28 protein-coding genes are annotated in these 23,878 nt (G+C 67.7%); 21 read left to right on the top strand and 7 right to left on the bottom strand.

Going from position 1 to position 23,878, the window contains the following annotated elements:
• Positions 1 to 24 precede the first annotated feature (24 nt).
• From pyrE to V6K52_RS17720, 3 genes are all read left to right on the top strand, one after another.
• Complete coding sequence (gene pyrE / locus V6K52_RS17730; RefSeq protein WP_353951438.1) at positions 25 to 579, top strand: orotate phosphoribosyltransferase; 555 nt, start codon at positions 25 to 27, stop codon at positions 577 to 579.
• Positions 580 to 667: 88 nt separating this feature from the next.
• A complete protein-coding gene (locus tag V6K52_RS17725; RefSeq protein WP_353951437.1) occupies positions 668 to 1,402 on the top strand; it encodes a LemA family protein in 735 nt (244 codons plus the stop codon).
• Positions 1,403 to 1,544: 142 nt separating this feature from the next.
• Positions 1,545 to 1,838: an FHA domain-containing protein gene (locus tag V6K52_RS17720; RefSeq protein ID WP_353951436.1), complete on the top strand. Its 294-nt coding sequence runs from the start codon at positions 1,545 to 1,547 to the stop codon at positions 1,836 to 1,838.
• A gap of 7 nt (positions 1,839 to 1,845) precedes the next feature.
• Here V6K52_RS17720 and V6K52_RS17715 read toward each other — a convergent pair whose 3' ends face one another.
• The 3 genes from V6K52_RS17715 to V6K52_RS17705 all read right to left on the bottom strand — a co-directional run bounded on the left by V6K52_RS17715 (position 1,846) and on the right by V6K52_RS17705 (position 4,672).
• Positions 1,846 to 3,405 (bottom strand): DUF222 domain-containing protein, encoded by a 1,560-nt coding sequence (locus V6K52_RS17715; protein WP_353951435.1) that lies wholly within the window; start codon positions 3,403 to 3,405, stop codon positions 1,846 to 1,848.
• Between the two features lie 199 nt (positions 3,406 to 3,604).
• Complete coding sequence (locus V6K52_RS17710) at positions 3,605 to 4,075, bottom strand: META domain-containing protein (RefSeq protein WP_353951434.1); 471 nt, start codon at positions 4,073 to 4,075, stop codon at positions 3,605 to 3,607.
• A 36-nt stretch (positions 4,076 to 4,111) separates the two neighbouring features.
• Positions 4,112 to 4,672 (bottom strand): helix-turn-helix domain-containing protein, encoded by a 561-nt coding sequence (locus V6K52_RS17705; RefSeq protein WP_353951433.1) that lies wholly within the window; start codon positions 4,670 to 4,672, stop codon positions 4,112 to 4,114.
• 53 nt (positions 4,673 to 4,725) lie between these two features.
• On the opposite strand from V6K52_RS17705, the gene V6K52_RS17700 reads away from it, so the two are divergent.
• The gene (locus V6K52_RS17700; protein WP_353951432.1) at positions 4,726 to 5,952 is read left to right on the top strand and encodes an MFS transporter; all 1,227 of its coding nucleotides are present in this window, start codon (positions 4,726 to 4,728) and stop codon (positions 5,950 to 5,952) included.
• Between the two features lie 3 nt (positions 5,953 to 5,955).
• Here the strand turns inward: V6K52_RS17700 and V6K52_RS17695 are convergent, their stop codons facing one another.
• Positions 5,956 to 6,324: a hypothetical protein gene (locus V6K52_RS17695; protein ID WP_353951431.1), complete on the bottom strand. Its 369-nt coding sequence runs from the start codon at positions 6,322 to 6,324 to the stop codon at positions 5,956 to 5,958.
• A gap of 84 nt (positions 6,325 to 6,408) precedes the next feature.
• Between V6K52_RS17695 and V6K52_RS17690 the strand changes: the two genes are divergently transcribed.
• Genes V6K52_RS17690 through V6K52_RS17675 form a run of 4 tightly spaced genes read left to right on the top strand, consistent with a single transcriptional unit; the run spans position 6,409 to position 9,941 of the window.
• Positions 6,409 to 7,299 carry an ABC transporter ATP-binding protein gene (locus tag V6K52_RS17690; RefSeq protein ID WP_353951430.1) on the top strand — a complete coding sequence of 297 codons (891 nt, stop codon included), beginning with the start codon at positions 6,409 to 6,411 and terminating at the stop codon, positions 7,297 to 7,299.
• Positions 7,296 to 8,093, top strand: coding sequence for an ABC transporter permease (locus V6K52_RS17685; RefSeq protein ID WP_353951429.1), 798 nt, complete (start codon positions 7,296 to 7,298; stop codon positions 8,091 to 8,093). Before V6K52_RS17690 ends, V6K52_RS17685 begins: the two co-directional genes overlap by 4 nt.
• A gap of 7 nt (positions 8,094 to 8,100) precedes the next feature.
• Positions 8,101 to 9,312, top strand: coding sequence for a sensor histidine kinase (locus V6K52_RS17680; RefSeq protein ID WP_353951428.1), 1,212 nt, complete (start codon positions 8,101 to 8,103; stop codon positions 9,310 to 9,312).
• Complete coding sequence (locus V6K52_RS17675) at positions 9,309 to 9,941, top strand: response regulator transcription factor (protein ID WP_353951427.1); 633 nt, start codon at positions 9,309 to 9,311, stop codon at positions 9,939 to 9,941. The genes V6K52_RS17680 and V6K52_RS17675 overlap by 4 nt, the downstream gene beginning before the upstream one ends.
• 19 nt (positions 9,942 to 9,960) lie before the next feature.
• On the opposite strand, the gene V6K52_RS17670 is transcribed toward V6K52_RS17675, so the two are convergent.
• Complete coding sequence (locus V6K52_RS17670; protein ID WP_353951426.1) at positions 9,961 to 10,692, bottom strand: AIM24 family protein; 732 nt, start codon at positions 10,690 to 10,692, stop codon at positions 9,961 to 9,963.
• A gap of 134 nt (positions 10,693 to 10,826) precedes the next feature.
• Between V6K52_RS17670 and V6K52_RS17665 the strand changes: the two genes are divergently transcribed.
• Positions 10,827 to 11,333 (top strand): hypothetical protein, encoded by a 507-nt coding sequence (locus V6K52_RS17665; protein WP_353951425.1) that lies wholly within the window; start codon positions 10,827 to 10,829, stop codon positions 11,331 to 11,333.
• A 32-nt stretch (positions 11,334 to 11,365) separates the two neighbouring features.
• On the opposite strand, the gene V6K52_RS17660 is transcribed toward V6K52_RS17665, so the two are convergent.
• Both V6K52_RS17660 and V6K52_RS17655 read right to left on the bottom strand, forming a co-directional pair.
• The gene (locus V6K52_RS17660; protein ID WP_353953802.1) at positions 11,366 to 12,043 is read right to left on the bottom strand and encodes a VTT domain-containing protein; all 678 of its coding nucleotides are present in this window, start codon (positions 12,041 to 12,043) and stop codon (positions 11,366 to 11,368) included.
• 46 nt (positions 12,044 to 12,089) lie between these two features.
• Positions 12,090 to 12,638, bottom strand: coding sequence for a DinB family protein (locus V6K52_RS17655; protein ID WP_353951424.1), 549 nt, complete (start codon positions 12,636 to 12,638; stop codon positions 12,090 to 12,092).
• Between the two features lie 19 nt (positions 12,639 to 12,657).
• Between V6K52_RS17655 and V6K52_RS17650 the strand changes: the two genes are divergently transcribed.
• From V6K52_RS17650 to V6K52_RS17595, 12 genes are all read left to right on the top strand, one after another.
• Positions 12,658 to 13,299 carry a TrmH family RNA methyltransferase gene (locus V6K52_RS17650; RefSeq protein WP_353951423.1) on the top strand — a complete coding sequence of 214 codons (642 nt, stop codon included), beginning with the start codon at positions 12,658 to 12,660 and terminating at the stop codon, positions 13,297 to 13,299.
• Between the two features lie 49 nt (positions 13,300 to 13,348).
• The gene (locus tag V6K52_RS17645; protein WP_353951422.1) at positions 13,349 to 15,358 is read left to right on the top strand and encodes an AAA family ATPase; all 2,010 of its coding nucleotides are present in this window, start codon (positions 13,349 to 13,351) and stop codon (positions 15,356 to 15,358) included.
• 93 nt (positions 15,359 to 15,451) lie between these two features.
• Positions 15,452 to 15,802, top strand: coding sequence for a YciI family protein (locus V6K52_RS17640; RefSeq protein ID WP_353951421.1), 351 nt, complete (start codon positions 15,452 to 15,454; stop codon positions 15,800 to 15,802).
• Between the two features lie 15 nt (positions 15,803 to 15,817).
• Positions 15,818 to 16,180 carry a YciI family protein gene (locus V6K52_RS17635; RefSeq protein WP_353951420.1) on the top strand — a complete coding sequence of 121 codons (363 nt, stop codon included), beginning with the start codon at positions 15,818 to 15,820 and terminating at the stop codon, positions 16,178 to 16,180.
• Positions 16,177 to 16,560, top strand: coding sequence for a YciI family protein (locus tag V6K52_RS17630; protein WP_353951419.1), 384 nt, complete (start codon positions 16,177 to 16,179; stop codon positions 16,558 to 16,560). Before V6K52_RS17635 ends, V6K52_RS17630 begins: the two co-directional genes overlap by 4 nt.
• Complete coding sequence (locus V6K52_RS17625; RefSeq protein ID WP_353951418.1) at positions 16,557 to 16,925, top strand: YciI family protein; 369 nt, start codon at positions 16,557 to 16,559, stop codon at positions 16,923 to 16,925. The genes V6K52_RS17630 and V6K52_RS17625 overlap by 4 nt, the downstream gene beginning before the upstream one ends.
• Positions 16,922 to 18,139: a DUF6596 domain-containing protein gene (locus V6K52_RS17620; protein WP_353951417.1), complete on the top strand. Its 1,218-nt coding sequence runs from the start codon at positions 16,922 to 16,924 to the stop codon at positions 18,137 to 18,139. Before V6K52_RS17625 ends, V6K52_RS17620 begins: the two co-directional genes overlap by 4 nt.
• 94 nt (positions 18,140 to 18,233) lie before the next feature.
• On the top strand, positions 18,234 to 19,802 hold the full coding sequence (locus V6K52_RS17615) for an alkaline phosphatase D family protein (protein ID WP_353951416.1): 1,569 nt from the start codon (positions 18,234 to 18,236) through the stop codon (positions 19,800 to 19,802).
• Between the two features lie 118 nt (positions 19,803 to 19,920).
• Complete coding sequence (fbaA, locus tag V6K52_RS17610) at positions 19,921 to 20,949, top strand: class II fructose-bisphosphate aldolase (protein ID WP_353951415.1); 1,029 nt, start codon at positions 19,921 to 19,923, stop codon at positions 20,947 to 20,949.
• A gap of 11 nt (positions 20,950 to 20,960) precedes the next feature.
• On the top strand, positions 20,961 to 21,365 hold the full coding sequence (locus tag V6K52_RS17605) for a DUF3151 domain-containing protein (RefSeq protein ID WP_353951414.1): 405 nt from the start codon (positions 20,961 to 20,963) through the stop codon (positions 21,363 to 21,365).
• Positions 21,366 to 21,608: 243 nt separating this feature from the next.
• Positions 21,609 to 22,394: a hypothetical protein gene (locus V6K52_RS17600; protein WP_353951413.1), complete on the top strand. Its 786-nt coding sequence runs from the start codon at positions 21,609 to 21,611 to the stop codon at positions 22,392 to 22,394.
• A 132-nt stretch (positions 22,395 to 22,526) separates the two neighbouring features.
• The gene (locus V6K52_RS17595; RefSeq protein ID WP_353951412.1) at positions 22,527 to 23,828 is read left to right on the top strand and encodes an adenylosuccinate synthase; all 1,302 of its coding nucleotides are present in this window, start codon (positions 22,527 to 22,529) and stop codon (positions 23,826 to 23,828) included.
• Positions 23,829 to 23,878: the final 50 nt, after the last annotated feature.

The raw sequence follows: 23,878 nt of genomic DNA, 5'->3' as shown, positions 1-23,878 counted from the left end.
ATGGACCCCGGGTAGATTCGGGGCGTGACTGACATTGCTGCCGACCGCGCCCGCCTGCTCGAGATCATCAAGGACAAGGCCATCGTCCACGGCCGCGTCACCCTCTCCTCCGGCAAGGAAGCCGACTACTACGTCGACCTGCGCCGGATCACGCTCGACGGTGAGGGCAGCCCGCTCGTGGGCCGTGTCATGCGTGACCTCGCCGCCGATCTCGACTTCGACGCCGTGGGTGGACTGACCCTCGGCGCCGACCCCGTGGCCACGTCGATGCTCCACGCCGCAGCCGCGGCTGGCGAGCGTCTGGATGCGTTCGTCGTCCGCAAGGCTGGCAAGGCGCACGGGCTGCAGCAGCGCATCGAGGGCCCGTCGATCGAGGGCCGTCGCGTGCTCATCGTCGAGGACACGTCCACCACCGGTGCCTCGCCGCTCGATGCCGCGAAGGCCGCGCAGGAGGCCGGAGCGATCGTCGTCGGCGTCGCCACCATCGCCGACCGTGCCACCGGTGCGGACAAGGTGTTCGCCGACGCCGGCCTTGAGTACCGCCACGCCTTCGGACTGACCGACCTCGGCCTCGCCTGACGCTGCGCCTGACCCTTCACGCTTCCCCGGCCACACGGCACACAGGCTCTAGGATCGCGAACGAGACGTCACCAACAGGGGAGTTCCCATGATCACCACCATTGTCATTGTCGTCGTCCTTCTGGTGCTCGTCGGCATCGTCGTCGCGATGTACAACGGCCTCATCAAGCTGCGCAACCTCGTGGAGGAGGCCTGGCGCCAGATCGATGTCGAGCTCACCCGACGGCACGACCTCATCGGCAACCTGGTGGAGACGGTCAAGGGCTACGCGGCACACGAGCGCGGCACCCTCGAGGACGTCATCAAGGCCCGCTCGGCCGCCATGGCGCCGAATCAGTCGCCGGGCCAGCAGGCCGAGAGCGAGAACATGCTCAGCCAGGCGTTGGGACGCCTCCTGGCCATTGCCGAGGCCTACCCGGACCTCAAGGCCAACCAGAACTTCATGGCCCTGCAGCAGGAGCTCACGAGCACCGAGGACCGCATCGCCTCGTCGCGCCGCTACTACAACGCGACCGTGCGCGACCTCAACACCAAGGTCGAGACGGTCCCCACCAACTTCGTTGCTGGTATCTTCGGCATCAAGACGGCCGAATACTTCGAGGCCGTCGGCGAGCAGCGTGAGGCCCCCAAGGTCGACTTCGGTCAGCGCGAGGCGACGATCCCGCCGCCCAGCGCGTATGCCGCCCCGTCGCCTTCCGCGTCGACCACCCCTGCAGCGCCCGCCGAACCGGTTGACCCGACGACCCCGGTCGACCCCACCCAGCCGATCGCCCCGACCACACCCGGAGACGTTCCGCCGGCACCCCCCGCACCTCGCGTCTGACGCTGACGTGTCAGTTCTGGGGGGAGTTCGCAAGGGCGTCGCAGCGCCATGGTTGGCTGAGGTGTGGGTGGATCCGCAGTGGTACGAGTGTCAGAGCAGTCCTGACCGTCTCCCCGATCCGGGGCCGCCGACGGTGATCCCCTTGCGCGGGAGCCGGGTCCTCATCGGCCGGCACAGTGAGGTCAAGGCGGTCGCGCCCCACATCGACTGTGACCTCGACGCCGGGGTGAGCCGCCGCCACGCACAGCTCACCCGCCACAACCTGGGTTGGGTTGTCGAGGACCTCGGCTCGGCCAACGGCACCTATGTCAGCGCGGCCATCGGCGACATCCCCGACGACCCCATCGAGGCCGGGCTGACCCTCTCCTCGGGTGCCGTGCTCTACCTCGGGTCGTGGACCCGCATCGTCCTCCGCCAAGAGTCCATCTTCGCCTGATCGGCGCTCAGGCGACCCACATCGCGTCGTCCTGCACGAACCAGTCGTCGGGTGGGTCGAGCATGGGTTCGTCGGGGGCGCGGAGCAACTCGATGGGTGGCAGCTCGTCGGGGAGGTAGCCCTCGGGGAACGGGTCCTGCGGTGGTTCGAATTCGTCTCCGATGATTGTCGGAGGCGACCAGCCTTCGCCCAGGATTGGTGGTGCGGTGGCGTCGTGGATCCGACCGGTTGGGGTCTGGATGCGTATGCGATGGGTTCCGGTTCCGTCGAGCCCGGTGGATTCGACGTTCATGTGCCACCCGGGCTCTTCCTTGACCAAGTTGTGGCGTTTGCAGAGTCCGCCGGCGTTGGCGCCGGTCGTGGCACCGCCGTCGTGGACGGCGTGAACGTGGTCGGCCTGGATCGCTGGGGCGTCGCACCATGGGACGCGGCAGGTGGGGTCGCGCAGCTCAAGGAAGCGGCGCAGCCCACCGTGGAACAGGCGACGCTTCGAGTCCAGGGCGACAAGGTCGCGTCCGGTGGGGTCGGTGAACAAGCGTCGTAACCACCCGAATGCGCCAGCATCGCCACTGTCGCCACCGCGGTTCACACCGTTGGCGCCGTTCGTCAGTTCGGTGTCGGAGTGGTCGAGGAGGGCAGCGATGTGGGCTCGGGCTTCGGCGCCGGGGATGGGACCCCATCCGGGGATGACGGCGACATCATCACCCGGGGCGTTGCCACCGAAGGCCGCGGGGAGCAGGACCTGGTCAGTCATGACGAGGCTGACCTCAACCTGTTGCGGCTGACCCTTCGCACGCCCGGACAAAAGCTCGAGGGCGCGGTCGGCCAGCCATGCACCCTTGCCTCGCGTGTCGGCACGGGCAGCTGCTGCCGCAGCTTCCCATTCATCGGCGGGCAGGTCGGGGTCGATGACGTTGCGTCGACCTTCCTCACCCAGCAGCGCGACGTGCGCACCGATGATCTCTTTCATCGGACCCAGGATCGACAGCCACGCCATGCCGTCCGCAGCCGCCCGCACACTCACCCGCCGACTGGCCACCGCACGCCGATTCCGTTCAGCCAACGACTCCGCATCCAAAGCCGCACCGGCACGCCGCGCCGCCCCAGCCAACGCCTTGTCCCCAAGATTGGCAATCGTCGGTGCCAGCCGGCGGTCGACCTCGGCCCGGTGCTCAACGCTCAGGCACGCCGTCTCCCGAACCACGATCATCGCCCGCCGTTCGCTGATCTCGCCGCGCTCCAGTGCGCCCATCGTCAAGGGCATCTCGCCCACGAGGGCCTTGGCCACCCCGACATGCTGATCCGCCAACGCCGGGGAGCACCGACGAGCCAACGCAAGGTCGGCGCGCACACTGCGCGAGTCCTCACCGAGCGCCTCCCGATCCACCACCGCAGCAGCCGTCAACCGGGCCTGCGCAGCAGCCGCCGCACCCTTCAACGCCTCCAGTGCAGACACCGCAGCGACCCGCTGAGCCTCGGTCAAACCCTCAGGATTGACATCCGAAAGAGAGGACACGACGGAGCGGACCTGAACCTCAGGCCCTGCAAGTGTTGGCGTCTCCGTCATACCTCTCATCGTACACCTGTTCGGTGACACTCAAAGGGTTATCCACACGCGAATTCAGTTGCAGCACAACCGAACTGCTCGCATCGCATTGCAAGCACGCACCACTGCATGAGCCGTCGCACCTCACCGCGGCCGCCCTCCCAAGGAGTCCATCAGATCCCTCTGACACTGATGAATTTCATCGGTGATCGTCGGGCCGCTAGCGGATGAAGCCGATCCACCCCGCGTCGGTGTCGAAGGCGAGCATCGGCCCGTCGGTCGACCCCTTGAGTTGCACGGTGGCCCGGTCGTCCACGAGTGCGGCCAGCCACGCGTCCCGAGCGGCCAGTTCGGCGGGGCAGCCGATCTCTGTCGACACGATGCCGTCGCCCGCCGAAAGGCGATGATCTCTGAGGGTGACCGTGGCACTGAGGTGGTTGCAGCCGGCATACAGGCCCAGCTCGTCACCCGAGATGGTGAGCCGCACCGGCGCTGACCAGGGCTCCGTCCCGTCGTAGGAGAAACCGACGTTCGACACCCATTCGCCCTGCACGCCTTCGAGGGAGTCGAGCCAGCCCGCATCGTTCACGGTCGCATCATCGCGAGTTGACCACACGGCATACGCCCCACCGAGCAGGACAGCCGAGACCAGGCCGACCGCGGCCCAGGTGCGCCACGCGAAAGCCCTCATGACACTTCGACCTCTCCGCGCGACGTTTGGTTCCGCCTATTTCTCTGCGGGAAGGATCAGCGCATAGACGTCCCACGGTTTTGCGTCAGCGGGGTGGTCGCGGCGAGTGCGACCGCGGTGTGCGCGGAACACCTCGTCGAGCTGCTTCTTGAGCTCCTCGAGCTCGGCGTCGGTGACCCAGAGCCGTCCCCGCGAGGTCATGCCCGTCTCGTCACCAGTCTCCAGTGACGCCGCCAGCCGGTCCAGGCCGGCGTCGAGCCCGACGAACCACTTCGCGAGCGAGCTTCGACTGAGGTCGCGGCCCGCCGCCCGGTGCGCCTCGGGGAGGATCGAGATCGTCGTCGCCGTCGACCGCCATGGCCGCTCACGCGCATCGCTCGTCGAGGAGTCGCGCTCGACGACGCCCCACTTCTCGAGTGCGCGCAGGTGATAGCTCGTCGCCGACGGGGTGAGGTCGACGAGCGCCGCCGCTTCGGTCGCGGTGAGCACCTCGCCCGAGAAAAGCTCTGTGATGAGCCGCTGACGGGCCGGGTGGGCGAGCGCACGCAGCGCCCGCGGGTCAGTGATCCGCAGCTCGTCGGGTCGCTTCTTGGCCATGGCTCCCACTCTAGTGTTGACGTGCCAAAGCGTGAAGCATTACCTTCACAGTTATGAAGCAACTACTTCACGAGTATGCCGGTGTGTTGGCTGTGCGTCAGGCGCGCCTCATCCTCGCGGCGTCCTTGGTCTCGATGGTGGGCGACGTCCTGGCCATGGTGGCCCTGCTGTTGCGCATCCACGACGAGGGCGGCGGACCGGGAGCCGTCGCCGCTCTGCTCGTCTGCTTCGCGGTCCCGCTCGTCCTGACCATGGGCATCGCAGGTTCGGTCGCAGACGCACACGACCCACGTCGCGTCCTCATCGCCGCGACCCTGGTGCAGGCCATCGGGGCCGTCGGTCTCGTCGCCGCTCCATCCTTCGTCTGGACCTGCCTGTCAGTGCTCGTGCTGCAGACCGGGTTCTCCTTCGCCACCCCGGTCTGGACCGCGGTGATGCCTCTGGTCGTCGGAGAGGACCTCGCCGGCACCTATGTCTCTCTCGCGCAGGGGATGCGGGCGATCGCCTCGCCTCTGGGCGCAGCCATGGCTGGGCTGCTCGTCGAGCACTGGGGGAGCACCCTGGTCCTCGGCATCAATGCGGCGAGCTTTGTCGCGGTGCTTGCGGCGTCCTTCGCGCTCCGGGTCACCCGTCCGGCGTCAGGGCACCGGTCGTCGTCGTCGTTCCTCCCGCGGGACGGGCTCATCGCCTTGCGTGCGAACCCAGTGATGTCCGCGCTGGTCTTCGGGGTCGTGCCGATCATCCTCACGGTCGAGGCAGTCAGCGCCGTCGAGGTGTTCCTCGTCCGAGGCGAACTCGGTGCCACCCCAACCCAGTTCGGACTTGCCGAGGCGTGCGGTGGCGTGGGTGCCGTGGTCGGCGCCTTCGCAGCCGGCGCGGTGCGCACCCGTGATCGCCGCATCCTGGGGCTCCTCATCGGGATCACTTTCGTGCCGATCCTCCAGATCGGTCAGGGGTTGGCGCCAACTCTCTGGGCGTATGCCGTGTCAGCCTTCGTCATCGGTCTCGCCCTGGGCATCGTCAATGCCTTGATCTTCACCCTCCTCCTGCGTGAGATCGCCGAGGGCGATCGCGGGAAGGTCGTTGCGCTCGTGAGCGGCCTGTCCCGGACGGCGACGATCGGGGCCCTCGCCATCGGCGGAGTCCTCGGCACCCAGCTCGGTACGCGGACGGCATACGTCGTCTGTGGTGTTGTCGGGCTCCTCATCGCAGCAACCGCCGCACTCCGAGTGCGGGCAAGCACGGTGCCGTCACGCACGGGGTTGACAAGCCGCCGGTGAGGGTCAGATGTCCTCCGCATAGGTCTGGATGAGAGTCCTTCCCGCAGCAGTTCCCGGCAGCACGACGCAACCCGCGAACGCCAATACCGTCAGGCCGACGTAGAGCGCAGTCCTCCACTTCCGCCTCGAGGTCCACGCTTCCTCACCCCGAAGCGCCATCATCAATGTCCCTGATGCGACGAGCGGGGCGAGGACGAGGATCAGGACGGTCTTCGTGGCCGAGTTCCCCGAGAGGTCCATGGCCGAGGACCACCATGTCCTCGTGCTCCACAGGCCGGTGAAGATCAGCACCAACAGGACGATGCCGCCGACAGCAAGCACCACGCCGGTGTCCCGAAGGACTGGATCACCCGATTCGATGTTGCGCGCCATGGGCACAGTGTCCACCGGTCGGTGGATGGCGGGTCCACCCGCCGGTCGGTTCCGCGGGGTAGGTGGACGGAGCACGCTGGACACATGACAGCGATCAGGATCAGAGGACTCGTCAAGCAATACGGCGACAAGCGGGCGGTCGACGGCCTCGACCTCGACATCGAGGCGGGTGAGGTCTTCTCGCTCCTCGGCCCCAATGGCGCAGGCAAGACGACGACGGTTGAGATCCTCGAAGGCTTCCGCACGCCTGACGCGGGCGAGGTGCGTGTCCTCGGTGAGGACCCGTACAAGGCAAACCGGCTGTGGCGCAACCAGATTGGCATCGTCCTCCAGAACTCGTCCGGACTCGACCTGCTCACTCCGCGCGAGATCCTCGGTTCGACGGCTCGCACCTATGCCACGCCCCGCGGGGTCGACGAGGTCATTGCCGCCGTCGGGCTCGAAGAGAAGGCAGACGTGCGCATCGCCGGGCTCTCGGGCGGGCAGCGCCGACGCCTGGATGTGGCGCTCGGCATCGTCGGACGCCCAGAGCTGCTCTTCCTCGACGAGCCGACCACCGGCTTCGACCCGCAGGCGCGCCGCGACTTCTGGGGACTCATCCGCAACCTTGCGTCCGAGGGCACGACCATCCTGCTCACGACGCACTACCTCGACGAGGCCGAACAGCTCGCCGACCGCGTCGGTGTCATCGCCGCTGGCAGGCTGCTCGCCCTCGACACCCCGGCCAACCTCGGGGGCCGCGCTTCCGAGGAGGCCACGGTCTCGTGGACCGAGGCCGGCCAACGCCGCACCCTTCGCTGTGCCACCCCCACTCACGAGATTGCGAAACTCTCGGAGCGGCTCGGGGGTGAGGTCCCCGACCTCGTCGTCAGCAGGCCCTCGCTCGAGGACACCTACCTCTCACTCATCTCACCGCACGTCACCGGCACGGGCACGGCCGATCGGGCCGCCACGACAGAAGGGGTCATGGCATGAACGCCGTCGCACTAGGGCTCGACCGGACCGTGATCGAGCTCAAGATGTATTCGCGCGAGAAGGAAGCCGTCTTCTTCTCCTTCCTCTTCCCCATCCTCATGCTCGCGCTCTTCTCGGTGATCTTCGGCGACAGCATGGAGGCTGGCGGCGCGCAGATGAGTGCCGCCGAGTACTTCCTCCCCGGCATGATCTCCGCCGGAGTCCTGCTCACGTCCTTCCAGACGATGGCGATGTCAGTGGCGGCCGAGCGTGACGACGGCACCCTCAAACGGCTGCGCAGTACCCCCATGCCCCCAGTGTCCTACTTCCTCGGCAAGGTCGGACTGGTGGTCGTCACCGCCCTCGCGCAGCAGGTCGTGCTGCTCGTGGTGGCCAGGTTCGCGTTCGGTGTCGACCTGCCCGACACGGCTGGCCGATGGATCACCTTCGCGTGGGTCTTCGGACTCGGCGCGTTCGCCGGTACCGTTCTCGGCACGGCGTACAGCTCGCTCGCCTCGGCCAGGACGGTCGGTGCGGTGGTCGTCGCGCCGATGCTTCTCCTGCAGTTCATCTCGGGCGTCTACTTCGCCTTCACCGACATCCCCTCGTGGCTGCAACAGGTGGCCTCGATCTTCCCGCTCAAGTGGATCGCGCAGGGCATGCGTTCGGTGTTCTTCCCCGACGTCATGGCCTCCATGGAGATGGGTGGCGCCTGGGAGCACGGTCGCACCGCGCTCGTCCTCGTCGTGTGGGCCGTCGCCGGTCTCATCCTCTGCGTCCTCACCTTCCGCTGGTTCAAGCGCGGCACGACATGATGGCCCCGTGACCGCGTCAACCACTCCTCCAGCGCAGTTGTCGAGCGACGAGCTCGCGGCCGTCTGGCGTGGGCAGGCAAAGTGGTGGCACGGCGGGTGCTTCGCCATCATCGTGACGGCAGGGGTGGTCGCGCTGCTCCAACCGCCGGGACCGCGCGGTCACGTGCCCACTTTGCTCCTGCTGCTCGGGATCGGGATCGCCTACGCGGCCTTTGGATACCGAGCGGTCCAGCGCGAGGAGATCAGGTATGCCGTGCTCTACCAGGTCTTCGCCTGGGCCTGCCTGCTCACCATCATCGTCATCGACCCGGGGTTCGAGGCGTGGTTGCTCTTCTTCTGCCTCTTCCCCCAGGTCTGGGCGACCTTCGAGGTGCGACCAGCCCTCGTCGCCACCGGCTTGGCGCTCGTCGGGCTCTTTGTCGCTGTGGTGCTCCCCGCCGACGACCCGGCGGCTCAAGTGCCGGGGGCGCTCATCTCCGTCGTGATCTCCTTCGTGCTGTCTGCCGCTCTGGGCCTGTTCATCCACAAGATCATCGGCGAGGCGGAGCAGCGGGCCACGGTCATCGACCAGCTCCGGTCGACGCGGGCCCAGCTCGCCGCCGTCGAACGCGCGCAGGGCGTTCAGGACGAGCGAGGTCGCCTCTCCCGCGAGATCCACGACACCCTTGCACAGGGTTTTACCTCGGTCATCGCGCTGTCCCGCGCGGCCACCTCGGCGCTGGACCGTGAGGACATCGTGACAGCACGCGAGCGCCTCGCGATGATCGAGAGCACCGCCGTCGACAACCTTGCCGAGGCCCGCGTCATCGTCGCCGAGCTCACGCCCGGACACCTTCAGTCCCGCACCCTCGTCGAGGCGCTCGCGAGGCTCGCCGACACGATGACGCGAGAGACCGGCATACAGGTGTCGTCGTCGGTCACCGGAGAACCTGCACCACTCGGTGGCAATGCCGAAGTCGTCGTCCTGCGTGGCGCCCAGGAGGCGTTGTCCAACGTCCGCCGTCACTCCGGAGCCAAGGCCGCGGCCCTGACACTCACCTATGAACCGGAGCGGGTCGCACTCGAGGTCACCGACGACGGCTCGGGCTTCGATGCCACGACCGCCCGCGGCTTCGGCCTCGACGGATTGCGCTCTCGCGCAGCAGAACTGGGCGGAGCCGTCACCATCGATCGCGGCGAAACCCATGGAACCCGACTCGTCATGGAGCTGCCCCGATGATCCGCATCCTCATCGTCGACGACCACCCCGTCGTGCGGGCCGGCATGGTTGCGTTGCTCAGTGAGATCGAGGACCTCGACGTCGTCGGGGAGGCGGCCAACGGTGCCGAGGCACTCGCCCTCTCTCCGAAGCTCGCTCCCGATGTGGTCCTCATGGATCTGCGTATGCCGGTGATGGACGGCGCCGAGGCCACCGCTCGTCTGCGTGCCCAACCCAACCCACCCGAGGTGCTCGTCCTCACGACCTATGACACCGACGCGGACATCGTGCGTGCGGTCGAGTCAGGCGCAAGGGGCTACCTGCTCAAGGACACGGCGCCGACCGTCCTCGCCGACGCGATCCGACGAGCGGCACTGGGTGAAACGGTGCTGGCGCCCCCGGTGGCGGCCCGGCTCGCCGAGCGACTGCGCGTTCCGGCCCGAGTCGAGCTCACCCCGCGCGAACTCGACGTCCTGCGCGCCGTGGCCCGAGGCCTGTCGAACGGTGAGGTGGGCCGGGAGCTCTTCATCGGTGAGGCGACCGTCAAGACCCACCTGTTGCGGATCTTCACGAAGCTCGAGGTGACGGACCGCACGGCCGCGGTCACGGCGGCATACAGGGTCGGTTTGATCTCCCTGCCGCGCAACTGAAGCCGACCCGCGCCTCTGGCTAGCCCAGCACTTGGCCGAGGAGGCCACCCTGGCCACTGTTGCCCCCGCCGCCTGCCTGCTGATGGCTGCCGTTGACGACCGATTCGCTGGGCTGGACTAGCACGTGGCCCTGACCAGTGAAGGCCATCTGCAACATTTCACCGCTCCCACCGCGCACGAGCGAGCCGATGCCGCCGGTGTCCACGCGGACATCCATCCGGACCCCGGCGGTCCACAGGACGACGGCCTGGGCATCGCCGAAGGTGGGGGAGCTGGCGACGTCGAGAGCGATGGGGTCGCCCGAGGTGGTGACCGCGACATATCCGGTCCCCTGCAGCGAGACGTTGTAGAGCCCGCCCGTCATGGCTGCGCCGCGGGCCTGGATGCGGTGGATGTCCCAGTTGATCGAGCTGCTGAACGCGAGCACATTGTTGCCGTTGACCGAGATGGCGTCGTTGTCGAGATACATGAGCTGGATGTCGGCGGCGGACTCGGCGAGGAACAGCTCGCCCTGCCCCGAGCAGGTCATCATCGTCAGGCCCTCGCCGGTGACAGCCGACTTGAGGAACTTCCCCATGCCCTGGCCCTTCTTGGCGAAGCGCACGTCACCCTGGTAGGCGACCATCGAGCCAGCCCGCGCCATGACCTCGCCATAACGCATGTCGACACGGAGCAACTTCTTGTTCTGCAGGGCGAACGGATCGGCCGTCTCCTTCTCCCTGAAATCCTGGAACAGCGAGCCGTGAATCATCGCTTCACACCCCTTGCTTCGATGGCATCCCCAGGCCCTCGCCTCGGAACTCCCGAAGGCAAATCTAGGACACCGCTGGATCGCGGGGATATCGTTTCGGCAGACTCACATCCGCAAATTTGCAGGAGGCAGACATGGGGTTCCTCGACAAGGCGACCGCCGCAGCCAAGCAGGCAGCGACGGACGCCAAGAAGGCTGCGGCCGACTTCCAGACCGCCAATCCCAACTTGATGAGCGGCAACCTCGGGGGCGGGTCCAGCGGCAGTGCGCCTGCAGACCGGCTGTTGCGTGACCTCGGCGCGCTGACCTACCTCAATGCGCAGGGCCGGCCCGGTTCGGCGGAGGAGTACCAACGGATCATGGGCGAGCTGCAGGGTCTTGAGTCGAGCGGTGGCCTCAACCTCACCCTGACTTCGGCATATGCCGCACCCGGAACTCCGCCTCCGCCTCCTGGTGCCGTTCGTAGTGCCTACGAGGCGAGCCAGGGCTCGGGAGCCGGGGCTCCGCCGCCCGCACCTGTCGCTCCTGCCGAACCGGTCGCTGCGCCGGAGCCGTTGGCTCCGTCCGAGCCGGTCCGGAAGGAGGGAGTCGACGGCGCCCAGGGCACTGGTGCACCGCCCCCGCCGCCCAGCTGGAGCTGAGCGGTCGTTCCTCAGGCCTCAGATTCTCGGCCTCAGAGACGGTCGTCGCGGATGTCGTCAACGACCTCCGTGGTCTCCTCGATTGCGGTGCGCGTCGCGCTGCGGTGGCGGAGGTACTCGAAGATCATCGGCAGCACCGAGATCGCGACGATGAGGAGGACGGCGGCTTCGAGATTGTTGTGAATGAACTCGATGCCGCCCAAGAAGTAGCCGAGGAGGGTGATCCCGGTCGCCCACAGGACGGCACCGACGCCGCTCCACACGAAGAAGTGGCGGCGGTCCATCCGGCTCACGCCAGCGACGACGGTGATGAAGGTGCGCACGATGGGGACGAACCGGCCGAGGACGAGGGCCTTGGCACCGTGCTTCTCGAAGAACGCGTGCGTCTGGTCGAAGTGCTTCTTGTTGATGAACCGGCCGTTGCGCTCATAGAGCGGCGAACCGATGGCCCGGCCGATCTCGTAGCCCACGACGTTGCCGATGAAGGCCGCCAGGCTGAGGATGAAGCACGCAAGCACGATGTTGATGCCGATGTCGCCGCGACTGATGAACAGGCCGATCGCAAAGAGCAACGAGTCGCCGGGAAGGATCGGGAAGAGCAGCCCGCACTCGACGAAGACGATCGCGACGCTGACCCAGAAGAACTGGGAGCCGAAACGGTCGAGGAGCCACTGCGGGTCCATGAAGTCGGGGCCCAGGCTTGGCATCATCACGGGCGCAAGGATATGCCGTGTCTCTGAACGTCCGCTGAACGGGTCACTGGCCGGTGCGTCCGTCGATGCACTCGCGCAGGAGGTCGGCGTGGCCGATGTGCTGGGCGTACTCCTCGATGAGGTGGACGACGACGTCCCGGACGTTGAGCTCGCCGTGGTGGCCTGCGTCGATGACCTCACCCATGTCGTCATGAGCCGCGAGCCATGCCTCGGCGTAGGTCACCTCTGCACGCCAGGCTGACCACGCCTCGTCGACGGCGCCCTGCTCGCCCACGATGTTGTTGAAGTCTGCGTCGGCGCGTGACGGCCCCCAGAGTCGCTCGGCCTGCTCGCCGGCCAGAGTCCGGCGCCACCAGCCGCGTTCGACCTCGGCGAGGTGACGCACGAGGCCGAGCAGCGACATCGTGGACGGTGGAACCGAGCGCTGCGCCATCTGCTCGGGGGTCAGCCCTTCGCACTTCAGTTCCAGCGTCTGTCGCCTGTGACGCAGGTATGCCGCGTAGTTGTCGCGCTCGTCCATCGGCGGGCTGTCGCTCTCGCGGGGGTCCTCATCGGGGGCCACCCACATGTCGTCGTACGTCTCGTCAGGCATACCTGACATTGTTGGCCGCGTGAGTGACGAGCGCGAGCGGATTCCCGGAGAGGCCGTCGGCGTCGGCCCGTGGGAGGGGCAGTGGCCCGTCGACGAACGATTCGACCCGGAGCTCCTGCGTGAGGGTGATCGGCGCAATGTTGTCGACGCCTATCGCTACTGGCGGCACGACGCGATCGTCGCCGACCTCGACACGCGTCGCCACGACTTCCACATCGCCATCGAGAACTGGGAGCACGACTTCAACATCGGTTCGGTCGTGCGCACCGCCAATGCCATGGGAGCTGCCGCCTTCCACATCGTCGGACGGCGCCGTTGGAACCGTCGCGGTGCGATGGTCACTGATCGCTATCAGCACGAGCACCACCACCCCACGCCCGGTGACCTGGCCACGTGGGCCGGTGCGAACGGCATACGCCTCATCGGGATCGACAACCTGCCCGGAAGTCGCCCGCTCGAGACCTACGACCTGCCGAGGAACGCGATGCTCGTCTTCGGGCAGGAAGGGCCGGGGCTGTCCGCGGACATGCGCGCCGAGTGCGAGGCCACGCTCCACATCGAGCAGTTCGGCTCGACCCGCTCGATCAACGCCGGAGCGGCGGCCGCCATCGCGATGCACGCCTGGGTGCGACGGCACGTGTTCGAGCAGCCGATCGCCTAGGCTTCTCTCTTCCCCCAACCCACCCTGAGCTCAGGAGAGGCACTTCGTCATGCCCATGAACGAGGAGCTCACGGAAGAACAGAACCACCTCGCACACGCCCGCGCCGAGCTGGCCAGCATGCGCGAACGCACCCTCGCGCTCGACATCCAGGGTGGCAACGCCGTCTCGTCCGAGGCGCTCGCCGAAACGCTTTGGCGGCGCGCTCGGTCGCTCGAGGACGACCCGACGACGGCACTCTTCTTCGGTCGCGTCGACCTCGACACCGACGAGCGCTGGTACATCGGTCGCCGCCATGTCACCGATGACGCCGGCGACCCGCTCGTCATCGACTGGCGAGCGCCGGTGTCGACGACGTTCTATCGGGCTTCCCACACCGAGCCGATGGGAGTGCGGTTGCGTCGACGCTTCGGCTATGTCCGAGGTTCGATCACGGCCATGGAGGACGAGCACCTGCTCGATGTGGCTGAGCCAGAGGCGCGCTCGCAGATCCTCGCCTCCGAGATCGAGCGCCCCCGTGTCGGCCCGATGCGCGACATCGTCGCCACGATCCAGCCCGAGCAGGACGCCCTCGTCCGCGTCGATGCGATGACCACGGTCTGCATCCAGGGCGCGCCCGGCACGGGCAAGACCGCTGTCGGTCTGCACCGCGCGGCATGGCTGCTCTATGCGTTTCGCCAACGACTGAGCCGAAGCGGTGTCCTGGTCATCGGTCCCAACGACGCCTTCCTCGACCACATCGGCGCAGTCCTGCCCGCTCTCGGCGAGGTCGAGGTTCGGCACACGAGCATCGAGGCACTGACCGGGTCGGTGCCGATTCGCGCGACCGAGCCGACCGAAGCGGCCCGCCTCAAGGGCGACGCCCGGATGGCCGTGGTGTTGCACCGAGCCGTGTGGTCACACCTCGTCCCGCCGACCGAGGCGATGGTCGTGCCGCGCGGGTCACGCAGGTGGCGCGTCGCGGCATACGACATCGCACCGCTCGTCGACGGACTCGCCGGGCGCGAGATCCGCTACGACGCGGCGCGGCAGCTGCTCCCGCAGCGCCTTGCCCACGCCGTCCTCATGAAGATGGAAGCACTGGGGGAGTACCCCGATGATCGCGTCCAGGACGCGGTTGCACGCAGCGCTCCCGTCAAGGCGTATGCCGGGTCGCTCTGGCCCAAGGTCGAAGCACCTGCGCTGTTGCATCGGCTGCTGTCGGACGCGCAGGCGCTCGCGGCCGCGGCCGACGGGGTGCTGAGCGGCGACGAACAAAGGCGGCTGCTCTGGGAAAAGCCTTCTCGCACAGCCGGATCAACGAAGTGGACGCTTGCCGACACGGTGCTGCTCGACGAACTCGGTGACCTGCTCAACCGCACCCCGAGCCTGGGTCATGTCGTGTTGGATGAGGCGCAGGACCTGTCGCCGATGCAGCTTCGGGCCGTGGGTCGGCGCTGTTCGACCGGGGCCGCCACGGTCCTGGGCGACATCGCCCAGGGCACGACTCCGTGGTCGACGGCGTCGTGGGCCGAGAGCCTCGAGCACCTCGGCAAACCTGACGGGGTGGTGTCCGAGCTGCGCCGCGGGTTCCGCGTGCCAGCCAGTGTCATCGAGTTCGCTGCCCGGTTGCTGCCACAGGCAGCACCCGGTCTCGCCGCGCCGGAGTCGGTGCGAGACAACCCGGGTCGGCTCGACCTCGTGCCCGTGCGGCCGGCAGATCTTGTGCGCGCGACGGTGGCGGAGGTCGAGCGGCTGAGCGCGCTCGAGGGCAGCATCGGTGTCATCGTGCCCGACGCTCGGGTCGCTGGAGTGTCGCGCGCGCTGAGCGAGGCAGATCTCGAGCACGGCACCCTCGGCGCGACTCATGGCGACGTGGACCACCAGATCGACCTCGTGCCGGCAACGGTCGCCAAGGGCCTCGAGTTCGACCACGTCCTCGTCCTCGAACCGGCAGAGATCGCCGCCGCCGAGCCCGACGAGCGGACCGGGCTACGCCGTCTCTATGTCGTCCTCACCCGCGCCGTCTCCGACCTCACCGTCGTCCACGCCGAACGCCTCCCAGACGCATTGGCGCGCTAGTTTCGCGGGCATTGTCGATTCGGCTGTGGTTCGCTCGTCAGGGGAGTGAGGTCGCACTCGCGTCCTCGACACCATGACCACAAGGAGAACCCGATGAGCCGCTTTCTCGTCCTGCTGCCTGCACCTGAGGCGGAGTGGGCAGAACTCCCACCGGAGGAGCACGAGAAGGGCATGCGTTCGCACGAGCAGTTCCACCGTGACCTCGCTGCCGGAGGGCACGAGATCATCGCCACCGGCCCGTTGGAACCGTCGGCGCAGGCTGTATCGATGCGCCCCGGCAAGGAGGGTGGACCGGCCCTGATCACCGAGGGTCCGTTCACCGAGTCCGTCGAGCAGATCGTCGGCTTCTATCTCCTCGACTCCGAGGACGGCGACGACCTGCGCCGCATCTGCGAGGAATTCGCGGCCCGTGGTGAACACCTTGAGTTCCGCCAAATGGTCTGAGAGAAGGAGATCGTCATGAAGGAATATGTCGTGCTCATCGTCGGAGACCCCGACCGTTGGTGGACGTCGATGACTGAAGAAGAACGCACCGCCGGGTATGCCGTCTACGCCCGTTTCGACGAAGAGCTCGCAAAGCGTGGTCACACTGTCACCGGCGGTGCCGAGTTGCAGGGCCGGGCCACGGCCAGGTCCATCCCCGTCGGAGGGGGGCCAGTCACCGACGGCCCGTTCGCGGAGTCGGCCGAGCAGGTGGGCGGTTTCTACCAGGTGCAGACCGAGAACGTCGACGACCTCCTCGATTGCTGTCAGCTGCTTGCCGAGATCGGGGAAGGGATCGAGGTGCGCCCGGTCAACACCCAGGAAGACCGCGAGTCATGAGATACGTCGTCCTGCTGCCCGGCGACGAGTCATCGTGGGAGTCGGCCTCGGCGGACGAGCGAACCCGTGTCTATGGCCGCCACGAGGAGTTCGCCCGGCGCCTCGCTGCAGAGGGTCACGACGTCGTGGGCGGCGCCGAGTTGACCCATTCTCGTGAGGCCAAGCTCGTGCGAGCCGATGCGGAGGGCCAGGTTGTCATCACTGATGGGCCCTACGCCGAAACGGCCGAACAGCTGACGGGCTACTACGAGGTCGAGTCCGACGACCTCGACGGGTTGCTCCAGATCGTCGGCCTCATCGCCGGACCGGACCACGACCGCGCAGGCATGGGTGGCGTCGAGGTGCGCCGAGTCGTCAGCGCCGAGGACCGGGCGTCATGATGCGCTACCTCGTCCTCATCGCCTACGAGCCGGGCGGATGGGAGGCGGCCACCCCGGAGGAACGACAGGGCTATGTCGAGGGGCACGCGGCCTTCGACCGGTTCGTCGACGAGCACGGTCGACGCCTGTCCGGTGCTCCTCTCGCTGATGCGGAGACGGCCACGACCGTTCGGCATGCCCACGGGGAGACCGTGGTGAGCGATGGTCCCTTCGTGGAATCCGTTGAGACGATCGGCGGCTACTACGACGTGGAGCTGGCCGACCTCGACTCGGCGATCCAGGCTGCGTCTCTGCTCCCGCCGGCCTACGCGGTCGAGATCCGAGCAGTCATCGAGCTGGACGCTTCCGGCGAGAAGGTGGGATGACCCCACTCGAGCGCGTCGTGCGCGAGGAGTGGGGCCGCCTCGTGGCCCTGCTCCTCGCGCAGTTCCGACGGCTCGATCTCGTTGAGGACGCCCTCGCGGAGGCAGTTGCGACAGCTCACACCAGGTGGCCAGAGGACGGCGAGCCCGACAACCCCAGCGCCTGGCTCGTCACGGCAGCGAGGCGCCGCATCCTCGACCGACTCCGGGCCGAGTCCATGGCCGCCCGCAAGGAGCCGCTGCTTCTCGTCGAGGCCGCTCGTCAGCCGCCGGAGGGTGTCATGGTCGATGACGGCTCGGTCGTCGACGATGACCTCCTGCGCCTTGTCCTCATGTGTGCCCACCCCGCCCTCCCGGCCGAGGGCGCGGCCGCGCTGTCACTTCGCCTCGTCATGGGCATCTCGACCGCCGACGTCGCCCGACTCTTCCTCGTGCCCGAGCCCACCATGGCCGCCCGAATCACTCGCGCCAAGAGGAAGATCGTCACAGCGGGCATCCCGTTCTCCGTCCCTGCCGTTGACGCGCTGCCGGCCCGTCTCGACACGGTGGCCCACACGGCATACCTCGCATTCACGGCTGGCTATGCGCCCGGGAGCGGGCCAGACCTTCTGCGCGTGGAACTCGCCGGTGAGGCGATCCGCCTCGCTCGCGTCACTCACGCGCTGCGCCCGACTGACACCCTCGCCCATCTCATCGCTCTCATGACCCTGCAGCATTCGCGACGTGACGCCCGGGTCGCTCCAGACGGGTCCCTCGTGCTCCTCCCGGACCAGGACCGTGGTCGCTGGCACCACGACGAGATCTCCGAGGCGCTGGCCCTGCTGGACGCGACCGTTCCCGGGGCGACGCCGCTGTCCGAGAGCTTTCGGCTGCAGGCACGCATTGCGGCTGAACACGCGACTGCGGTGTCACCCGAAGCGACCCGTTGGGACCGCATCGCCAGCCTGTATGCCGTGCTCGAGCGGGTGTCTCCGTCGCCAGCCGTGCGGGTCGCCCGAGCCGTTGCCGTCGCCGAGGCGGACGGGCCTCGGGCCGGGCTGGCGCTGCTCGACGGTGTGGACCTGCCCGGGCACCGACTCCCGGCAGTCCGCGGTGAGCTCCTCGCCCGCTCGGGCGACCGGGTTGAGGCAAGAGAGCAGATCAGCAGGTCAATCACCCTGTGTGACAACGAGATCGAACGGGCTCACCTCTCTCGGCGCCTTGCGGAGCTCAGCTAGCCCTTGCGCGTTGACCGATGGTCGCGAGGTGGCCAGATGGCGTTTGCCTGCTGTCCCACGGCAGCGCGATTGTCTGGACCGTATGCCTTCGTTCATGCCTCCGACCCTTGACCGCCGCCACCTGCTCGGACTCGGGGGTGGGGCCGCCGTCGCGGCCGCCGTCACCGTGGCAACGCCTGCACTGAGTGCGGCCGCGCCGATCGAGTCTCCCTTTGCGCTCGGGGTCGGCTCCGGCGACCCGACGCCGGACGGCGTGGTGCTGTGGACCCGGCTCGCTCCCGAGCCCCTTGCCGTCGACGGACGTGGGGGTATGCCGTCCCGTCCCGTTCCGGTCCAGTGGCGGGTTGCCGAGGACCCCGGCTTCCGCAGGATCGCCCGGGCGGGCGCCGAGGTGGCGACCCCACAGTGGAATCACTCGGTTCACGCCGAGGTCTCGGGGCTGCGTCCCGACCGCGAGTACTGGTACCGCTTCCGCGTCGGCAACGACCTCAGCCCGGTCGGCCGGACCCGAACCGCTCCGGCCCTCGGCACTGCCTTGGCCTCGATGCGCTTCGCGTTCGCGAGCTGTCAGAACTTCTATGAGGGCTGGTTCCCGGCCTTCGACCACATGGCCAAGGACGACCTTGACCTCATCGTTCACCTCGGGGACTACATCTATGAGGGCGGCAACGTCGGAACCCTGGGCCGGGCACATCTGCCTGCCCACGAGACCTTCACGCTCGCGGACTACCGGATCCGCTACAGCCAGTACAAGCTCGACCCCTCGCTCCAGGCGGCCCACGCTTCAGCGCCCTGGGTCGTCACCCCCGACGACCACGAGGTCGAGAACGATTGGGCCGGCGACATCTCGCAGCCCGACACCGAGCCCGACCAGGACCCGGCCGTGTTCCGCGCAAGGCGCGCCGCGGCATACAAGGCCTACTACGAGAACCTCCCGCTGCGGAAGTCCTCGATGCCCGCGGGACCCGAGATGCAGGTCTTCCGTCGACTGACCTTCGGTGGTCTGGCGCAGCTCAACGTCCTCGACACGAGGCGGTGGCGCACTGACCAGCTAGCGGCGTGCGTCAACGACTGCCCCGAGCGTTGGGACGAGAACCGGACGATGCTTGGTGCCGAGCAGGAGCAGTGGCTCCTCGGTGGGCTCGGCTCGTCTCGAGCGACGTGGAACATCCTGGCCAACCAGGTCTTCGTCATGCAGGCTGATCACGCAGCCGGCGTGCCAGAGCAGTATTCGCGCGATCCGTGGGACGGCTATGCCGCAGCGCGCCAGCGGCTCTTCGACGGTGTGCACGAGCGCGACGTCGACAACTTCATCGTCCTCACCGGTGACGCGCACCGGAGCGTCGCGGCCGACCTCAAGCTCGACTTCAAGGACGCGTCGTCGGCGACCGTGGGCACCGAGTTCCTCGGCACCTCGATCTCCTCTGGCGGTGACGGATCCGATCAGGACGCGCTCGGCAAGGTGTGGCTCGACGAGAACCCGCACATGAAGTTCCACAACAAGCAGCGCGGCTACCAGCGGGTGACCCTCACACGCGAACACCTGCAGTGCGACTACGTCGTGACGCCCGTGGTCACCAAGCCCGGTGGCACCGCCTTCACCCGCGCGTCCGTCTTCGTCGAGGCTGGTCGACCCGGGGTCGCCGGCGTCACCTCCGGATGAGGGTGACCGCCTGATCTGACGACCAGTTACGGCCGGTCGTTGGGCATTGCCTGTTGTCGGGAGCACCCTCGTGGAAGGATCGACCCGAGATCCTGCCCGTCGCCCACAAGGAGAACCCATGCCCATCGCCACACCTGAGATCTATGCCGACATGCTCGACCGGGCCAAGAACGGTTCGTTCGCCTACCCGGCCATCAACATCACGTCGAGCCAGACGATCACCGCGGCTATCCGCGGGTTCGCCGAGGCAGGCAGTGACGGCATCATCCAGGTCTCCACCGGTGGCGGTGACTATGCGTCCGGCTCGACGGTCAAGGACATGGTGACGGGTTCGCTCGCGCTCGCGGCCTACGCCGAAGTGGTCGCGAAGAACTACCCCGTCAACATCGCGCTCCACACCGACCACTGCCCCAAGGACAAGCTCGACGGCTTCGTGCGTCCGCTGATCGCGGCCAGCACCGAGCGGGTCAAGGCCGGCGGACTGCCGATCTTCCAGTCGCACATGTGGGACGGCTCGGCCGTGCCGCTCGAGGAGAACCTCGTCATTGCCGACGAGCTGCTCACCCTCTGCAAGGCAGCCAACATCATCCTCGAGATCGAGGTTGGCGTGGTCGGCGGCGAAGAGGACGGCGTGGACAACGAGATCAACGACCAGCTCTACTCGACGCCCGAGGACGCCATTGCCACGGCGCGCGCTCTCGGCACCGGTGAGCAGGGTTACTACATGACCGCTCTCACGTTCGGCAACGTGCACGGCGTCTACAAGCCGGGCAACGTCACGCTCAAGCCGGAGGTGCTCAAGGCCGCCCAGGACGCGGTCCACAAGGAGTTCAACACCCCCAACGACAAGCCCTTCCACCTCGTGTTCCACGGCGGCTCGGGCTCGACGGCTGAAGAGATCGCGGCCGCAGTCGACTACGGCGTCGTCAAGATGAACATCGACACCGACACCCAGTACTCGTTCACCCGACCGGTCGTCGAGTGGATGCTGCGCAACTACGACGGTGTCCTCAAGATCGACGGCGAGGTCGGCAACAAGAAGCAGTACGACCCGCGCGCCTGGGGCAAGGAAGCCGAGGCCGGTATGGCCGCCCGCGTCCGCGAAGCCTGCGAGCACCTCCGCTCCGCCGGCACCCACCAGGCCTGACAGGACACTTCATGACTGAAAACCTTCTCGGCATTCCCGAGACCCGCCTCCCCGAGGACCCCGCATCGCGGCTGCTCGACGAGGGCGTGGCGGCGGACCAGGTCGCCGCGGCGAACCCGACGTCGTCGCTCGCGTGGGCAACGCTCGCCGAGGACGCCCTTGCTGACGGTCGCACGGTCGAGGGCTACGCCTACGCCCGGACCGGCTACCACCGGGCGCTCGACTCGCTGCGCAAAAACGGCTGGCGTGGCCAGGGTCCGGTGCCGTGGGAGCACGAGCCAAACCGCGGTTTCCTGCGCGCCCTCGCCGTGCTGTCCAAGGCGGCCGGGCTCATCGGTGAGACCGACGAACAGCGCCGCTGCGCCGACTTCCTGCGCGACTCGTCAGCCACGGGCGCGCGCGAGCTGGGGCTGTAGGGCGCACGACCAAGCCAGCCGGGCGGCATACCCGGTAGAGAACAGCAAGAGGGGCTCGGACCCACCAGGTCCGAGCCCCTCCGTCCCCTGCCAGGGAATCGCGCCGAAGCGCGCACCCGTCCGTGAGTGTCCCCTGCCACCTCGGGACGAGCGTGCGCCCATCATGCCCTCTGCACAGACTTTTCTGCGACACTTAGATGCCAATGGCAGCAACCTGCCACCGCACTCGTGCTGGAGGCACTGATGCCCCTGACCTCGCCCGATGTCACGTCCCCTGGCCGGCTGCTTCGTGAGTACTTCGATCGCGAGGACGGGCGCATTGAGGAACGCATGCGGGATCTCGACAAGGTCCGCGGTCTGCTCGACCGACTGCTGGAGCCGGACCCTGCCTATCCCACGGCTGGAGTCGAGCCGATCAGTGACGACATCGCACCGGCCGTCGTGCAGCGACTTCTCCACGAGGCCAGCGGGGTCCTGCGCAACGTCGCCATGGTCGTTGACTCCGGGCCGGCCCTTGACAACACGACGTTGCGCGACAACCAGCAGTGGATCAGCGACGGGAACGTCCAGCGGACCATCTATCCCGCCGCGATCCTCGACACGCCCCAAGGGCTGCAGTGGCTGCGTTCCTGGGCCGGAGTAGGGGAGGAGCAGCGCCTCCTGCCCCACGTCGGTTCGGAGTTCGCAGTGTTCGGAGATGCCGGAGCCGTCGGGCTGGCGCGCTGGGGCGACCTCTCGTCGGGCTACGTCCTCGTCCGGGACCCCCTGCTCATCTCGACGCTCACGGCCTACTTCGATCTCGCGTGGGAGCACGCGCACGCTGTGCCCTTCGCCGCCAGCCTGCCGGGGGACGAGCGACTGCTCGAGCTGCTCGGCATGGGGCTCAAGGATGAGGCGATCGCCCGGTTCCTCGGCATCGGTCTGCGCACCGTCCGTCGTCGTGTCGCCGCTCTCATGTCAGTCCATGGTGTCGACACCCGCTTCCAGCTCGGCGCGGCGCTGGCCCAGCGCAGCCCGCAGACCCGCTGAGTGGTCCGCGAACGAGAGTGATCGCCGCACCGCGATAGTCTGGGTCGTCTCGGGGTCCCGCCGCGTCAGCACGCGACGGGCCCTTGCATGTCACGCACGCGCGGGCCTTTCGCGCAAGGAAGGACAAACCAGATGCCGGCAATCGTGCTCGTCGGAGCCCAGTGGGGCGACGAAGGCAAGGGCAAGGCCACCGACCTCATGGGTGAGGACGTCGACTACGTCGTCAAGTTCAACGGTGGCAACAACGCGGGTCACACCGTCGTCATCGAGGGCGAGGACGGCCAGCGCGAGAAGTACGCCCTCCACCTGCTGCCCTCCGGCATCCTCACGCCGACGGTCACGCCGATCATCGGCAACGGTGTCGTCGTCGACCTCGAGGTGCTCTTCGAGGAGCTCGACGGTCTGAACGCGCGTGGTGTCGACACGAGCAAGCTGCTCGTCAGCGCCAACGCCCACGTCATCGCGCCCTACAACCGCACCCTCGACAAGGTCACCGAGCGCTTCCTGGGCGCCCGCAAGATCGGCACGACCGGTCGCGGCATCGGCCCGACCTATGCCGACAAGATGAACCGCGTCGGCATTCGCATCCAGGACATCTTCGACGAAGGCATCCTGCGCCAGAAGGTTGAGGCGGCGCTGGCGTTCAAGAACCAGATCCTCGTCAAGATCTACAACACGCGTGCGGCCGACGCCGACCGTGTGGTCGAAGAACTTCTTTCGTATGCCGACCGGTTGCGTCCCATGGTCGCCGACACTGCGCTCGTGCTCGAGCAGGCCCTCAACGAGGGCAAGAACGTGCTGCTCGAGGCTGGCCAGGCGACCCTGCTCGACGTCGACCACGGCACCTATCCGTTCGTGACTTCGTCGTCCGCGACCGCCGGTGGGGCGTGCACCGGGTCCGGCATCCCGCCGACCCGCGTCACCCGAGTCATCGCGATCCTCAAGGCCTACACGACGCGCGTCGGTGAGGGCCCCTTCCCCACCGAGCTCGACGATGACAACGGCGAGTTCCTTCGCAAGACGGGTGCGGAATACGGCACGACGACCGGCCGTCCGCGTCGTTGCGGTTGGCTCGACGTCGTCATCGGCCGCTACGCCACTCGCATCAACGGCGTCACCGACTTCGTCATCACCAAGCTCGACGTGCTGACGGGCCTCGACACGGTCCCGATCTGCGTCGCCTACGAGGTCGACGGAGTCCGTCACGACGAGATGCCGGTGGGGCAGAGCGACTTCCACCACGCGAAGCCGATCTATGAAGAGCTTCCCGGCTGGTGGGAGGACATCTCCGAGTGCCGCACGTTCGAGTCACTCCCGGCGAACGCTCAGGCCTATGTCCTGCGCGTCGAGGAGCTCATCGGCGCCCGCGTCTCGGCGATCGGTGTCGGCCCCGGCCGCCACGAGATCATCGAGCGCCACGCCCTCTTGGATTGACAGCCGACTTATTGCCCGTTCGGCCAGTTCGTCGCTGAGCTCCTCACTGG

The organism is Knoellia sp. S7-12 (assembly GCF_040518285.1).
Lineage (GTDB): Bacteria > Actinomycetota > Actinomycetes > Actinomycetales > Dermatophilaceae > Knoellia.
Note: the sequence above shows the minus strand (reverse complement) of the source record. Positions and strands in the feature narration are given on the sequence as shown.